15 protein-coding genes and 4 tRNA genes are annotated in these 14,791 nt (G+C 49.5%); 16 read left to right on the top strand and 3 right to left on the bottom strand.

The window, feature by feature from the left end; translation table 11 throughout:
- The first annotated feature begins 201 nt into the window (after positions 1-201).
- The 11 genes from recX (at position 202) to luxS (ending at position 8,573) form a co-directional block, all read left to right on the top strand.
- On the top strand, positions 202-744 hold the full coding sequence (gene recX, locus AACU55_RS24885; RefSeq protein ID WP_371687425.1) for a recombination regulator RecX: 543 nt from the start codon (positions 202-204) through the stop codon (positions 742-744).
- Between the two features lie 138 nt (positions 745-882).
- Complete coding sequence (gene alaS / locus AACU55_RS24880) at positions 883-3,510, top strand: alanine--tRNA ligase (protein ID WP_134706339.1); 2,628 nt, start codon at positions 883-885, stop codon at positions 3,508-3,510.
- 256 nt (positions 3,511-3,766) lie between these two features.
- A complete protein-coding gene (gene csrA / locus AACU55_RS24875; RefSeq protein WP_013574027.1) occupies positions 3,767-3,952 on the top strand; it encodes a carbon storage regulator CsrA in 186 nt (61 codons plus the stop codon).
- A 325-nt stretch (positions 3,953-4,277) separates the two neighbouring features.
- Positions 4,278-4,370: transfer RNA gene (locus tag AACU55_RS24870), tRNA-Ser, on the top strand.
- 8 nt (positions 4,371-4,378) lie between these two features.
- Positions 4,379-4,455: transfer RNA gene (locus AACU55_RS24865), tRNA-Arg, on the top strand.
- Between the two features lie 110 nt (positions 4,456-4,565).
- Positions 4,566-4,642 (top strand) — tRNA-Arg (locus tag AACU55_RS24860).
- A gap of 177 nt (positions 4,643-4,819) precedes the next feature.
- Positions 4,820-4,896, top strand: a tRNA-Arg gene (locus AACU55_RS24855).
- A gap of 355 nt (positions 4,897-5,251) precedes the next feature.
- Positions 5,252-5,818 (top strand): fructose-1-phosphate/6-phosphogluconate phosphatase, encoded by a 567-nt coding sequence (gene yqaB, locus AACU55_RS24850; RefSeq protein ID WP_037034143.1) that lies wholly within the window; start codon positions 5,252-5,254, stop codon positions 5,816-5,818.
- Complete coding sequence (locus tag AACU55_RS24845; RefSeq protein ID WP_037034142.1) at positions 5,815-6,243, top strand: YqaA family protein; 429 nt, start codon at positions 5,815-5,817, stop codon at positions 6,241-6,243. The genes yqaB and AACU55_RS24845 overlap by 4 nt, the downstream gene beginning before the upstream one ends.
- 85 nt (positions 6,244-6,328) lie before the next feature.
- On the top strand, positions 6,329-7,900 hold the full coding sequence (gene gshA, locus AACU55_RS24840) for a glutamate--cysteine ligase (RefSeq protein ID WP_037034319.1): 1,572 nt from the start codon (positions 6,329-6,331) through the stop codon (positions 7,898-7,900).
- 157 nt (positions 7,901-8,057) lie between these two features.
- Positions 8,058-8,573: an S-ribosylhomocysteine lyase gene (luxS, locus tag AACU55_RS24835; RefSeq protein WP_037034141.1), complete on the top strand. Its 516-nt coding sequence runs from the start codon at positions 8,058-8,060 to the stop codon at positions 8,571-8,573.
- A 69-nt stretch (positions 8,574-8,642) separates the two neighbouring features.
- On the opposite strand, the gene AACU55_RS24830 is transcribed toward luxS, so the two are convergent.
- Entirely contained in the window at positions 8,643-9,932 is a 1,290-nt protein-coding gene (locus tag AACU55_RS24830) for an HlyC/CorC family transporter (protein ID WP_013574032.1), read from the bottom strand.
- A 16-nt stretch (positions 9,933-9,948) separates the two neighbouring features.
- Positions 9,949-10,740, bottom strand: coding sequence for a cytochrome C assembly family protein (locus AACU55_RS24825; protein WP_013574033.1), 792 nt, complete (start codon positions 10,738-10,740; stop codon positions 9,949-9,951).
- 164 nt (positions 10,741-10,904) lie between these two features.
- Here AACU55_RS24825 and ffh point away from each other — a divergent pair, with 164 nt between their 5' ends.
- From ffh to rplS, 5 genes are all read left to right on the top strand, one after another.
- Complete coding sequence (gene ffh, locus AACU55_RS24820) at positions 10,905-12,266, top strand: signal recognition particle protein (RefSeq protein ID WP_134706337.1); 1,362 nt, start codon at positions 10,905-10,907, stop codon at positions 12,264-12,266.
- Between the two features lie 178 nt (positions 12,267-12,444).
- Positions 12,445-12,693, top strand: coding sequence for a 30S ribosomal protein S16 (gene rpsP, locus AACU55_RS24815; RefSeq protein WP_015689395.1), 249 nt, complete (start codon positions 12,445-12,447; stop codon positions 12,691-12,693).
- Positions 12,694-12,711: 18 nt separating this feature from the next.
- Entirely contained in the window at positions 12,712-13,260 is a 549-nt protein-coding gene (gene rimM, locus AACU55_RS24810; RefSeq protein WP_013574036.1) for a ribosome maturation factor RimM, read from the top strand.
- A gap of 67 nt (positions 13,261-13,327) precedes the next feature.
- Positions 13,328-14,101: a tRNA (guanosine(37)-N1)-methyltransferase TrmD gene (gene trmD / locus AACU55_RS24805; RefSeq protein ID WP_015689396.1), complete on the top strand. Its 774-nt coding sequence runs from the start codon at positions 13,328-13,330 to the stop codon at positions 14,099-14,101.
- Between the two features lie 48 nt (positions 14,102-14,149).
- Complete coding sequence (rplS, locus tag AACU55_RS24800; protein WP_013574038.1) at positions 14,150-14,497, top strand: 50S ribosomal protein L19; 348 nt, start codon at positions 14,150-14,152, stop codon at positions 14,495-14,497.
- Positions 14,498-14,589: 92 nt separating this feature from the next.
- Here the strand turns inward: rplS and AACU55_RS24795 are convergent, their stop codons facing one another.
- Complete coding sequence (locus AACU55_RS24795; RefSeq protein ID WP_072012267.1) at positions 14,590-14,769, bottom strand: ogr/Delta-like zinc finger family protein; 180 nt, start codon at positions 14,767-14,769, stop codon at positions 14,590-14,592.
- Positions 14,770-14,791 lie beyond the last annotated feature (22 nt).

Genomic DNA, 14,791 nt, shown 5'->3' with positions numbered 1-14,791 from the left:
ACTTTCAACAGTCGTTAAAATGCCAGTCTGGTTTCCAGACTGGCATTTTGCATATCAGGGGGAAATCTTATGCCCGATGAAAAAATCGTCGACCTGAAAAAATTGCTGGAAGACGTTGCGCAAAACAGTGAGTCCACGCTGTTTGAGCCGCAGAAAAAAGACGGTGATGCAGCGAAAATCAACACGCTGATTAACCGCGCTATGCGCCTGCTTTCTCAGCGTGATCACGGCGAAACCGAGTTGCGCCGCAAGTTGCTTATTCCACCGATGCCTTTTGTTAAACCTCAGAATAAGAAAAACAGCTGGTCATCACGTAAAAAAGCGGAGCAAAATGCGTTTGCTGACGAAGAGGTGGCGAGAGCTAAACCTCAGCCGCGGCCAGTGCCAGAAGAAATTGCGGAAGAACATGTGCAGGCGGTAATTGACTACTGCTATCAGCATCACTGGCTCGATGATGCCAAATTTGCCAGCCGTTATATTTCCGGTCGCAGTAACAAAGGTTACGGTGCGCAGCGCATCCGTTCGGAATTACTGCAAAAAGGTGTCGATAAAGAAATCATTACAGTGGCGCTGGGAAACACTGAGGTAGACTGGTGCATTCTGGCACGGGATTTGGCCGTCAGGAAATTTGGTGAAAATTTACCGACTGACTGGAAAGAAAAATCAAAAGTTCTGCGTTATTTGCTCTACCGGGGCTTCTTTCAGGAAGAAATACAGTCTATTTATCGCGATTTTGACGATTGACCGCATACGGTATTTTACTTCCCCGCGCAGAAATTTTATCTTATCCGCACTTTTTCGTTCGTGAGCTGAACAGATTGCTGCCATATGCAGCGTTATCCGGCTCAAGAGCCGTTCTTCCAGCATGATTCCGGGACATTTATGAGCAAGAGCACCGCTGAGATCCGTCAAGCGTTTCTCGATTTCTTCCATAGTAAGGGACACAACATTGTTTCAAGCAGTTCGCTTGTCCCGACAAACGATCCGACACTGTTGTTTACCAATGCCGGGATGAACCAATTTAAAGATGTTTTCCTCGGTCTGGATAAGCGTGATTACAACCGCGCCACCACATCTCAGCGTTGCGTCCGCGCAGGCGGTAAGCACAATGACCTCGAAAACGTCGGTTATACCGCACGTCACCACACCTTCTTCGAAATGCTGGGCAACTTCAGCTTCGGTGATTACTTCAAACACGATGCCATCAATTACGCCTGGGAACTACTGACCGGCGAAAACTGGTTTAATCTGCCGAAAGAGAAGTTGTGGGTCACCGTCTATGAGACTGATGACGAAGCTTTCGAAATCTGGGAAAAAGAAGTCGGCGTTCCAAAAGAACGTATTATCCGCATTGGCGATAATAAAGGCGGCGCATTTGCTTCTGATAACTTCTGGCAGATGGGCGATACCGGCCCTTGCGGCCCTTGTACCGAGATTTTCTATGATCATGGCGATCACATCTGGGGCGGTCCTCCGGGTTCTGCTGAAGAAGATGGCGACCGTTATATCGAGATCTGGAACCTGGTGTTCATGCAGTTCAACCGTCAGGCTGACGGCACCATGCTGCCACTGCCAAAACCATCCGTAGATACCGGGATGGGGCTTGAGCGTATCACTGCGGTTATGCAACATGTGAACTCAAACTACGACATCGACTTGTTCCAGAAACTGATCGCTGCGGTGGCAGAAGTCACTGGCGCGACCGATTTGAGCAACAAATCCCTGCGCGTTATTGCTGACCATATCCGTTCATGCGCATTCCTGATTGCAGATGGCGTTATCCCGTCGAATGAAAACCGTGGCTATGTGCTGCGTCGTATCATTCGCCGTGCTATCCGTCACGGCAACATGCTGGGGGCGCAAGACACGTTCTTCTACAAACTGGTTGCTCCGCTGATTGAAGTGATGGGGCCGGCTGCGACAGAACTGAAAGAACAGCAGGCGATGGTTGAGCAACTGCTGAAAACCGAAGAAGAACAGTTTGCCCGTACTCTGGAGCGCGGACTGGCGTTGCTGGACGAAGAATTGTCCGCTCTGAAAGGCGACACTCTGGACGGCGAAATTGCTTTCCGTCTGTACGACACCTTTGGTTTCCCGCTGGATCTGACTGCTGACGTTTGCCGTGAACGTAATCTGAAAGTGGATGAAGCCGGTTTCGAAAAAGCAATGGATGTTCAACGTCGCCGTGCACGTGAGTCCAGCGGTTTCAGCGCAGACTACAACAGCATGGTGCGTGTTGACGGCGTGACTCAGTTCTCCGGCTACGAACATTTGCAGCGCCATTCCAAAGTCGTGGCGCTGTTTGTCGATGGGCAGCCAGTGAATGATATTCAGGCTGGCGTTAATGCTATCGTGGTTCTGGATGACACGCCGTTCTACGGTGAATCTGGTGGACAGGTTGGCGATAAAGGCATTCTGAAAACGACTACTGGCGTATTCTCTGTTTCTGATACCCAGAAATATGGAAAAGCGATCGGTCATCAGGGCGCACTGAGCTCAGGTAAACTGAGTATCGGCGACAGCGTCGAAGCAGAAGTTGATGTCGCCCGCCGTGACCGCATCCGTCTGAACCACTCGGCAACGCACTTGCTGCATGCCGCGCTGCGTCAGGTGCTGGGAAAGCACGTGGCTCAGAAAGGATCTCTGGTTAACGACAACTATCTGCGTTTCGACTTCTCACATTTTGAAGCAATGAAACCAGAGGAAATTCGCCAGGTAGAAGATCTGGTGAATGCCCAGATTCGTCGCAACTTGCCGATTCAGACCACCATCATGGATCTGGACGAAGCGAAAGAAAAAGGTGCAATGGCGCTGTTTGGTGAGAAATACGAAGACAGCGTTCGTGTGCTGAGCATGGGCGATTTCTCTACCGAATTGTGTGGCGGTACGCACGCCAGTCGTACCGGCGATATCGGCCTGTTCCGTATTCAGAGTGAATCCGGTACTGCAGCAGGTGTTCGTCGTATTGAAGGGATCACCGGTGAAAACGCGATTAATGCCCTGCACCAGCAAAGTGATTTGCTGCAGGATGTCGCGCATCTGGTTAAAGGGGATGTGAACAGCATCACCGATAAAATTCGTTCTTTGATTGAGCGTTCACGTACGCTGGAAAAAGAACTTCAGCAGGTGAAAGGTCAGCAAGCCGCGCAGGAAAGTGCATCACTGTCCAGCCAGGCGAAAGAAGTGAAAGGCGTTAAACTGTTGGTTCGTCAATTGGATAACGTAGAGCCTAAAATGCTGCGTACGATGGTTGATGACCTGAAAAATCAGTTAGGATCAGTGATTATTGTCCTGGCAACCATTGCCGATGACAAAGTCAGCCTGATTGCAGGTGTCACAAAGGATCTGACCGATCGTGTTAAAGCCGGTGAGCTGATTGCTTCTGTGGCACAGCAGGTCGGTGGCAAAGGTGGTGGTCGTCCTGATATGGCGCAGGCTGGCGGCAGCGATGTACAGGCATTGCCTGCCGCGCTGGCGACTGTTGAAGCCTGGGTTGAAGCTAAGCTGTAATAAGAAATAAATAGCTAACCATGAAAACGTCATAATGTATTGTGCTGTATGGCGTTTTCAGTCTTAATGGCAATGTAAGCTTCGCGATTAAAGTCGCGACAATGACGATATCGGCTAAACTTAAAGTACTCATGGCTGAAGTTGCAGGCTGCTTACATTTTATGTAGGGGTCATGGCTTACGTTTTACCCGCTTATGATCGATAATGGCCGGGAAACTGAGAGACCCGACTCTTTTAATTATTCAAGGAGCAAAGAATGCTTATTCTAACTCGCCGAGTTGGTGAAACCCTCATGATTGGCGATGAGGTTACTGTTACCGTATTAGGTGTTAAAGGTAATCAGGTGCGCATTGGTGTGAATGCGCCGAAAGAGGTCTCTGTTCACCGTGAAGAGATTTATCAGCGTATTCAGGCTGAAAAGTCACAGCAGACGAGTTACTGATTTACGAGGCGTCTCGCTAATGGCGAGGCGCTGAACCTCTTTTGTGTGTGTTATCCCTTATTCTTCCCTCGTTTTCCTGCGTTTTAGTTTTTAATTTCTTCCTGTGTCTTATCTCCTGAATTGTCTTTTTCTAAAAATGAAGGCGTTTTTTACGCGTTCGCGGCCTGTTATTGTGTTCAAACTGCTCAGGTTGCGCGTGAAATGTCCAAACGGGTGATTGTTAGGAAAAAAGGGTTTGACTTATAAGGGCCAGAAAGTAATATGTGCGCCACGCAGTGCCGATGAGCTTGAACAAAGTTAGTCAGCACACTCGCAAGAGGCGTATGGTGAGGTGGCCGAGAGGCTGAAGGCGCTCCCCTGCTAAGGGAGTATGCGGTCAAAAGCTGCATCCGGGGTTCGAATCCCCGCCTCACCGCCATTTAAAATGCACCCATAGCTCAGCTGGATAGAGTACTCGGCTACGAACCGAGCGGTCGGAAGTTCGAATCTTCCTGGGTGCACCATACTTTCCTGAACGTATGTTGATTTGCAATCAAATGAGCGTGAAGGGCAAAAGCGAAAGCTGATGCAGTACGGTAAAATGGTCAGGTAAATCTGCAGTAAGAATCAAAATGCACCCATAGCTCAGCTGGATAGAGTACTCGGCTACGAACCGAGCGGTCGGAAGTTCGAATCTTCCTGGGTGCACCATATTTTGTGTGTGTTGAAGCGATGATAAGATTTTATATTGCACTCAACATGCAGATAGCACGAAAGAAGATAACGTTGCTTCAGCAACGGCCCGCAGGGCGAGACGATAGTCGAGTAATCTTCCTGGGTGCACCATTCTTTTAGCAATTTCCGAAATAAAATCTGTAGTAACCCAATGCACCCATAGCTCAGCTGGATAGAGTACTCGGCTACGAACCGAGCGGTCGGAAGTTCGAATCTTCCTGGGTGCACCATATTCTAAACGTGTTTGAGCGACGACTTTCGTATAGGGTCCTCCGGCATGAAGGTAGCAAGAAGGAAGATAACGTTGCTTTAGCAACGGCCCGCAGGGCGAGGCCTAGCCGAGTCATCTTCCTGGGTGCACCATATTTTGTGTATGTTGAAGCGATTTTTGTCTTTCAGCATTAGAAAACCCGCTTCGGCGGGTTTTTTGTTTTCTGGATTTCACGTCTGTATCTCACTCTTCTTTTTCATTTTCCTGATCTTTCTGACGTGTTCTGATGTGCTGTGCGCGTGGACAAAATGCGACTTTCTAAAGACTTTGCGATAAAGTAGTTTTCCTGTTTTTTCGTGATCATGGAGCATCCGATGTACGATCGATACGAAGGGCTAATATTTGATATGGATGGCACCATATTGGATACCGAACCTACGCACCGTAAGGCATGGCATCAGGTCTTGACCAAATACAGCATGCGGTATGATGTCGACTCCATGGTCGCTCTGAATGGCTCTCCAACCTGGCGCATCGCCAAGTTTGTTATAGACAGTAATAATGTTGAGATGGACCCCCATCTTCTTGCTGCTGAGAAAACGGCTGCCGTGCAGGAAATGTTGCTCGATACCGTACGTCCTCTGCCGCTGATTGATGTCGTGAAGGCTTATCATGGCCGGCGTCCAATGGCGGTAGGAACAGGAAGTGAGCACTGGATGGCGGATGCACTCTTACGGCATTTAGGGTTGCGCGATTGCTTTGATGTGATTGTGGGGGCCAATGACGTGAAGAATCACAAACCTGCACCGGACACTTTTTTGCGTTGTGCGGAGCTGATTGGCGTGCCTCCTGAAAAATGTGTCGTCTTTGAAGATGCAGATTTCGGTATTGAGGCAGCAAAACGCGCCAATATGGATTTTGTGGACGTGCGTACGCTGTGAGCAGCTCCCTGGCGCTGGCTTCCTTATTCGGCAGCAGCTTTTTAAGTGCCACATTATTGCCTGGAAATTCAGAAGTCTTATTAGTGGCTTTATTGTCAGCTGGCAGCGCAATGCCAGCGGCACTGGTTTTGTCTGCATCAGTTGGCAATACCTTAGGTGGCATAACCAACGTCATCATCGGACGCTTTTTGCCGCAGCTTAAGCCTCAACGTGGACTCAATGTTGCACAGGGCTGGCTGAAGCGCTTCGGACCTGCGGCGTTATTGCTGAGCTGGTTGCCGGTGATTGGTGATGTGTTATGCGTATTAGCAGGTTGGCTGCGAATGCCGTGGGGTCCTGTCGTCTTTTTCATGTTTATCGGAAAAGCAGTGCGTTACATCCTTTTGACTTTTGTAACGCTGGAGGGGCTCTCATGGTTCGGTTAGATTGGCATCAGCTATCAATTATGGTCACATCTATGCAGATTCAGTATGCTTGCAAATTAATGGTTTCACCAAGCGGGAGGTCAATTTGATCCCGGATGTATCTCAGGCGCTTTCCTGGCTGGAAGCCCACCCTCAGGCATTAAAAGGTATTCGTCGTGGTATCGAGCGTGAAACGCTTCGGGTTAATCCTGACGGTTCATTAGCGACTACGGGCCACCCGGAATCTTTAGGTGCGGCTCTGACGCATCGCTGGATCACCACCGATTTTGCTGAAGCCTTATTAGAATTTATTACGCCCGTCGATGACAATATTGAACATCTGATGGCGTTTCTCCGTGACATTCATCGTCATGTGGCCCGTGAGCTTGGTGACGAGCGTATGTGGCCGTTCAGCATGCCCTGCTTTATCGAATCCGGACAGGATATCGAACTGGCGCAATATGGTTCGTCGAACATCGGGCGTTTAAAGACACTTTATCGCGAAGGCCTGAAAAACCGCTATGGCGCGCTGATGCAGGTAATTTCCGGCATCCATTACAATTTCTCGCTGCCGATGACGTTTTGGCAGGAGCGGTTGGGCGTGACTGATACGGAAAGCGGGAAAGAGGCGATCTCTGCAGGTTATTTCAAACTCATCCGTAACTATTACCGTTTCGGTTGGGTGATCCCGTATCTGTTTGGGGCTTCGCCTGCAATCTGTTCCTCATTCCTCAAAGGACGTGAAACGGATCTGCCTTTCGAATATACCGAAGGGGGATTGTGTTATCTGCCTTATGCGACATCACTGCGTCTGAGTGATTTAGGGTATACCAATAAGTCACAGAGCAATCTGGGCATCACTTTTAATGATCTGAACACCTACGTTCAGGGCGTGAAGAAAGCGATCCGCACACCGTCTGCTGAATATGCGGAAATGGGTGTGAAAAAAGACGGGAACTATCTTCAGCTGAACACCAATGTGTTACAGATTGAGAACGAACTTTATGCGCCAATCCGTCCTAAACGGGTCACCAAATCGGGTGAAACACCTTCGGATGCGCTGATGCGCAGCGGGATCGAATACATTGAAGTCCGCTCGCTGGACGTCAACCCGTTCTCTCCGGTGGGGATTGATGCAACCCAGGCGCGTTTCCTGGATCTGTTTTTGGTATGGTGTGCTTTAGCGGATGCGCCGGAAATGAACAGTGACGAGCTGCTTTGTACGCGTAAAAACTGGAACCGTGTGATCCTCGAAGGACGTAAACCAGGCCAGACGATTGGTATCGGGTGTAACGATGAACGTCAGCCGTTAGCCAGCGTTGGCAATGCGTTGTTTGCTGATTTGAATCGGGTAGCTCAGATCATGGATAACCAAAACGGTGATCATCTCTATCAGGATGTTTGTAAAGAGCTGGTTGCTGCGTTTGATGATCCTGAACTGACTTACTCTGCCCGCATCCTCAAGGATCTGAAACAGCAGGGCGTCGGTAACCTCGGGCTGGAACTGGCAGAAAAATATCGTCAGATGCTGGTGAGTGAACCGCTGGAAGTGTTGGATGAAAGCGCTCTGATGGCTGAACAGGATGGTTCATGGCAGCGTCAGCGCACACTGGAAGCCAGTGATAAGCTAAGCTTTGAAGAATACCTGGCTGCGAATGCAGGCAGTAGCAATGAGTAGAAAAGAAAAAGGCCACAATTAATGTGGCCAAATAAACATCTCTGTTTACAGGGATGATGATAACAAATGCGCGTCTTTCACTAATTAAGACCCGCATGCTGGGAAAAGGTTTCCTGAGTTCGTAAAAAAAATTAATTTATTTAGGAGAGGTGACGATATGCCACTGTTGGATAGCTTTACCGTAGACCATACCCGTATGGCAGCACCTGCTGTTCGCGTCGCAAAAACCATGAAAACCCCGCACGGGGACACGATCACTGTGTTCGATCTGCGTTTCTGCCGCCCGAATATTGAAGTGATGCCGGAACGTGGTATCCACACGCTCGAACACCTGTTCGCGGGTTTCATGCGTAATCATCTGAACGGTAACGGTGTTGAAATCATTGATATTTCTCCGATGGGTTGCCGTACCGGTTTTTACATGAGCCTGATTGGTGTGCCGGAAGAGCAACGGGTTGCTGACTCCTGGAAAGCAGCGATGGCTGACGTTCTGAAAGTGAAAGAGCAGCGCCAGATCCCGGAGCTGAATGAATACCAGTGCGGGACTTACGAAATGCATTCCCTGAAAGAAGCCCAGGAAATTGCACAGCACATTCTCGATCATGATGTTGTTGTGAACCGTAACGATGATCTGGCTCTGCCAAAAGAGAAATTGTCCGAACTGCACATCTAGTTTTTAGTTTGTGCTGATGACAAAAAAGACGCGAAATTCGCGTCTTTTTTATGTCTGAAATTCAGAGGATTAGCGCTGATTCACACTGCTTTGCAACGGTTGTAACGGACGGACCTGCACCTGTTTGATCATGTTGTCCTGAACATCCAGGATCTCAACTTCATAGTCCTCAATGCGCAGATTAGTACCGATTGTCGGGATCTCTTCCAGCACTTCCAGCAGCATGCCGTTGATAGTTCTCGCTTCTTCGGCTGGCAGATGCCAGTTAAAGGCTTTATTCAGTTCCCGCACGTTCGCGCTGCCTTCGATCAGTACTGAACCATCACTTTGCGGCGTGACTTCTTCCGCCAGCGTTGGCGACATCGACGTCGTGAAATCACCGACGATTTCTTCGAGGATATCCTCAACCGTTACCAGCCCCTGAATATCACCGTATTCATCAACCACGATGCCCACTTTCTTTTTATTCCGCTGGAATTTTACCAGCTGAATATTCAGCGGCGTGCCTTCCGGAATGTAGTAAATCTCGTCAGCGGCGCGCAGCAGATTTTCTTTGGTGAACTCTTTTTTCTCGGTCATCAGGCGATAAGCTTCGCGCAAACGTAGCATCCCAATAGCATCGTCGAGTGAGTCTCGGTAAAGCACAATACGGCCATGAGGTGAGTGGGTAAGCTGACGAATAATCGATTTCCAGTCGTCATTGATATCAATACCGACGATTTCATTGCGCGGAACCATGATGTCATCAACAGAGACTTTCTCGAGATCAAGCACGGAAAGCAGCATGTCCTGATTCCGGCGCGAGATATTCGAGCGTGACTCGTTCACGATGGAACGCAGCTCTTCTTTACTGACGGCGTCACTGAGGCTCGTGGTGGTTTTGATACCGAACATTCGCATCAGCAAACGCGAGAGACTGTTAAGGATCCACACCAGCGGCATCATAATGGTTTGCAGCGGACGCAACAAAATGCTGCTCGGAAACGCGATGCGTTCAGGATTCAGGGCGGCAAATGTTTTAGGCAGCACTTCTGCAAACAGCAGTACGACAAATGTCAGTACACCCGTGGCAATCGCTACGCCGGCATCGCCATAAAGACGGATGCCCACAATGGTTGCCAGAGCGGAAGCAAGGATGTTGACCAGGTTGTTACCGATAAGTACCAGACTGATCAGCTGGTCCGGGCGTTTTAACAGCTTTTCGACGCGACGCGCCGCGCGGTTACCCTGTTTAGCCAGGTGACGTAACCGGTAACGGTTGAGTGTCATCATACCGGTTTCGGAGGCTGAAAAATAAGCCGAAACCACCACCATGATGATCAATGTGATGATCAGGGTTGTTGTTGAGACGTGCTCCAACGGGTATTCCTTTTAATTAATGAACCATGATTTGCTGGATCAGGCGACTGCCAAAATAGGCAAGAGTAAGCAGGATGGCGCCCGCCATGCTGAACCATACCACGCGACGGCCACGCCAGCCTTCGTGATAATGGCCCCACAGCAGAACGATATAAACAAACCATGCCAGTATCGATAAGACAGCCTTGTCGATATTCTCTGGGCTGAACAGGTTGTTCAGATAAAGTAATCCGGTGCACAACGTCAGCGTCAGTAAAATAACGCCAATCTGAGTGATGTGAAAAAGTTTGCGTTCAATACTCATTAACGGCGGCATATCAGCCGTAAACGTCAGGCGTTTATTCTTTAGCTGATAATCCAGCCACGCCAGTTGCAACGCGTAAAGGGCGGCAATCATCAGCGTGGCATAAGAGAATAATGCCAGGCCGATATGTACCAGTAAGCCTTTGCTTTCTTCAAGATGCGTGATGAATTCGCCAGGAAGAAACGTCACGAAAGCCAGATTGATCAGCGAAAAGCTGTAAACAATTGGCAAAACAAACCAGCCGCGATTGCGCGAGGCTACGATGGTCATCACCGTTCCGATGATTAAACTGACCACCGAGCCGATATTGACCAGGCTGAGGTTCTGGCCGGTGCTGACGTCGAAAATACGTTGCTGCAATGCGACAGCGTGGCAAACAAGTGCCACCACAACGGAAATCAGTGCTAAACGCCGGTATGCGCTGTTCTTCCGGATGATGCTCGGAATAATCAGTGCAAGGCTGAGCAGATAGGCCAACATGGCGACGAGAGCAAAAACTGACATAGCGTTTCGGTAGCATCGAAAAGTGAATGAGAACCGCAGTATAACGTTACCCGCGTCACGCTCCAACCTATCTGAGATGCCAAAGCAGAGATCGTCCGCGCTTCGTGTTATAATCCCGCAATTACGTCGCAAAAGCGGCCTGTCATTACGTTGAGCAAGAGACGATGTTTGAGAATTTAAGCGATCGATTGTCGCGCACACTGCGCAATATCAGCGGCCGCGGGCGGCTGACCGAAGAAAATATCAAAGAGACATTACGTGAAGTGCGTATGGCCTTACTGGAAGCGGATGTTGCGCTGCCGGTCGTACGTGACTTCATCAACCGGGTGAAGGAAAGCGCTGTTGGCCATGAGGTCAATAAGAGTCTGACGCCGGGGCAGGAATTCGTCAAAATTGTCCAGAAAGAACTGGAAACTGCGATGGGCGAGGCTAACACCGAGCTTAACTTAGCGGCGCAGCCTCCGGCCGTGGTTCTTATGGCGGGTTTACAAGGTGCTGGTAAAACAACCAGCGTCGGTAAACTGGCGAAATTCCTGAAAGAAAAGAAAAAGAAAAAAGTACTGGTGGTGTCCGCCGACGTTTATCGCCCTGCGGCGATCAAACAGCTGGAAACCCTGGCGCAGCAAGTTGAAGTGGATTTCTTCCCGTCTGATGCACAGGAGAAGCCGGTTGATATCGTTAGCCGCGCCCTGCAGCAGGCGAAACTGAAATTCTACGACGTGCTGATTGTCGATACCGCCGGCCGTTTACACGTCGACGAAGCGATGATGGACGAAATCAAACAGGTACATGCCGCGATTAATCCGGTTGAAACCCTGTTTGTGGTCGATGCTATGACCGGTCAGGATGCCGCGAATACCGCGAAAGCGTTTAATGAGGCGCTGCCGCTGACCGGTGTGATCCTGACAAAAGTCGACGGTGATGCCCGCGGCGGTGCTGCGCTGTCGATTCGTCACATCACCGGCAAGCCGATTAAATTCCTGGGTATGGGTGAAAAAACCGATGCGCTGGAGCCGTTTCATCCGGATCGTATTGCCTCCCGTATTCTGGGCATGGGCGACGTTCTCTCTCTTATCGAAGATATTGAGAGCAAAGTTGACCGCGCGCAGGCTGAAAAACTGGCCAGCAAACTCAAGAAAGGCGACGGCTTTGACCTGACCGATTTTCTCGAGCAGCTCAAGCAAATGCGTAATATGGGCGGCATGGCGAGTATGATGAGCAAACTGCCGGGTGTCGGTCAGTTGCCGGATAACGTCAAATCCCAGATGGATGACAAAGTGCTGGTGCGGATGGAAGCGATCATCAACTCGATGACGCTGAAAGAGCGCGCTAAGCCAGAAATTATTAAAGGTTCCCGTAAGCGTCGTATCGCGATGGGTTCCGGCATGCAGGTGCAGGACGTCAACCGCTTACTTAAGCAGTTCGACGATATGCAGCGCATGATGAAGAAAATGAAGAGTGGCGGCATGGCGAAAATGATGCGTGGCATGAAAGGTATGATGCCACCAGGTTTCCCTGGCCGTTAATCGACGTCACTGCCTATATATCAGCCATATAGGTGGCTCATGCAAAATGGTGGCTAAGGTTTCTACGCTTTAGATTGCTTTTTGCGCCAAAATGAGTAAAATTTTCGGGCTTTTTATATTGCAACCAGACCCCGTTCCCCGATGGGGTCTGGTTGTTTTATTAACTAAAGAGGATGTTATGGTAACAATTCGTTTAGCACGTGGCGGCGCAAAAAAGCGTCCGTTTTATCAAGTAGTAGTGACCGACAGCCGCAACGCTCGTGACGGTCGTTTCATCGAACGCGTAGGTTTCTTCAACCCATTGGCTTCTGGCCAGGCTGAAGCACTGCGTATGGATCTGGACCGTGTTGCCCATTGGGTTGGTCTGGGTGCTACCGTTTCTGATCGCGTTTCTGCGCTGATCAAAGACGCTAAGAAAGCAGCTTAATCTGTCGCGGTGGTGGCAATGAGCAAGCAATCCAATCCAGTGGTACCCGCTGAGCCGCTAGTTCTTGGCAAAATGGGTTCAACGTACGGCATTCGTGGTTGGCTCAGAGTGTTTTCATCCACCGAAGACGCTGAAAGCATCTTTGACTACCAGCCCTGGTTTATCCAGCGTGCCGGTAAGTGGCAAGTTGTCGAGCTGGAAGGCTGGAAACGCCACACTCAGGACCTGATTATCAAAGTCAAAGGCGTTGATGATCGGGATGCAGCGAATCTTCTGACTAATTGCGAAATTGTCGTCGATTCAAAGCAACTGCCTCCACTGGAAGACGGTGACTACTACTGGAAAGACCTTTTCGGTTGCCAGGTAGTGACAACTTCCGGTTACGAACTGGGCAAAATCATCGATATGATGGAAACCGGTTCTAACGATGTGATGGTAGTTAAAGCCAACCTGAAAGATGCCTTCGGACTCAAGGAGCGGTTGATTCCGTTCCTCGATGGGCAGGTTATCAAGAAAGTCGATCTCGCTACTCGCACTGTTGAAGTAGATTGGGATCCTGGTTTTTGACCTCCGTAGTGTTTACTGATGTAAACAACGTCTGGTTGAGTGGTCAAACATTTGGAAGGGGTAGGCTATGTGGATTGGTATAATTAGCCTGTTTCCTGAAATGTTCCGCGCAATTACGGATTACGGGGTAACTGGCCGGGCAGTTAAGAATGGCCTGTTGAGCGTAAATTGCTGGAGTCCTCGTGACTTCGCATACGATCGACATCGTACCGTGGATGAGCGCCCTTATGGCGGTGGTCCCGGAATGCTGATGATGGTGCAACCCTTACGGGAAGCTATTCATGCAGCAAAAGCAGCGGCAGGCGAAGGTGTGAAGGTGATTTATCTTTCACCTCAGGGGCGCAAACTGGATCAAACCGGTGTTTGCGAGCTGGCGGCCCATCAGAAAATTATTCTGGTTTGTGGCCGTTATGAAGGGATCGATGAGCGCATAATTAAAACCGAAATTGATGAAGAATGGTCAATTGGCGATTATGTTCTTAGCGGTGGAGAGTTGCCGGCAATGACTCTGATTGATTCAGTTTCCCGCTTTATACCGGGTGTTCTGGGTCGTCAGGCTTCAGCAGAAGAAGATTCTTTCGCTGACGGATTGTTGGATTGTCCCCATTATACCCGCCCTGAAGTGTTGGAAGGCATGGAGGTACCGTCAGTTTTACTGTCGGGCAACCACGCTGATATACGTCGCTGGCGCCTGAAACAGTCGCTGGGTCGAACCTGGCTTAGAAGACCTGAACTTCTGGAAAACCTAGCTCTGACTGACGAGCAAGAGGTGTTGCTGAGAGAGTTCCAAAAGGAACATCGGCTCAGTCAACAAAACTATGAAGGGAACGCCAAAGCATAACGCGAGGCCGTCCCGATATATCAGTTTACCTAGGGTAAGAGACATATTATGAGCAATATCATTAAACAAATCGAACAAGAGCAGATGAAGCAAGACGTACCTGCATTCCGTCCAGGTGATTCTCTGGAAATTAAGGTATGGGTCGTTGAAGGTTCTAAAAAGCGTCTGCAGGCATTCGAGGGCGTGGTTATCGCTATTCGTAACCGCGGTCTGCACTCTGCATTCACTGTTCGCAAAATTTCTAACGGCGAAGGTGTTGAGCGTGTATTCCAGACTCACTCCCCGGTAATCGACAGCATTACTGTTAAACGTCGTGGCGCCGTTCGTAAAGCTAAACTGTACTACCTGCGTGAGCGTACTGGTAAGTCTGCTCGTATTAAAGAGCGTCTTAACTAAGGTATCGCTAACGCGACATCTACTAGTTAATATAGAACAAGGGGTTAGCCATCGGCTAACCCCTTTTTTTGACATCAGTGACTACAAAATGGCTACGCAGAGGCAGGTTGGCTACCCGGTTTTGAGATAACCCGGGCGACCGATTCATGCGTCGCAAAAGTACAACTGCATTTGATATTCTGGCACTGATGATAGCGTTCCTTGGTCGATTCACTCAGATAGCGGCTCGAACGTGTATGGGCTACTTTTCCGCAAAGTGGACAATGCATCATAAAAACCTCCGGCATAACAGGT

It is taken from the genome of Rahnella sp. CJA17(1/100) (assembly GCF_963881615.1).
In the GTDB taxonomy this organism is placed as follows: domain Bacteria; phylum Pseudomonadota; class Gammaproteobacteria; order Enterobacterales; family Enterobacteriaceae; genus Rahnella; species Rahnella aceris.
This window is presented reverse-complemented; position numbering and strand designations above follow the sequence as displayed.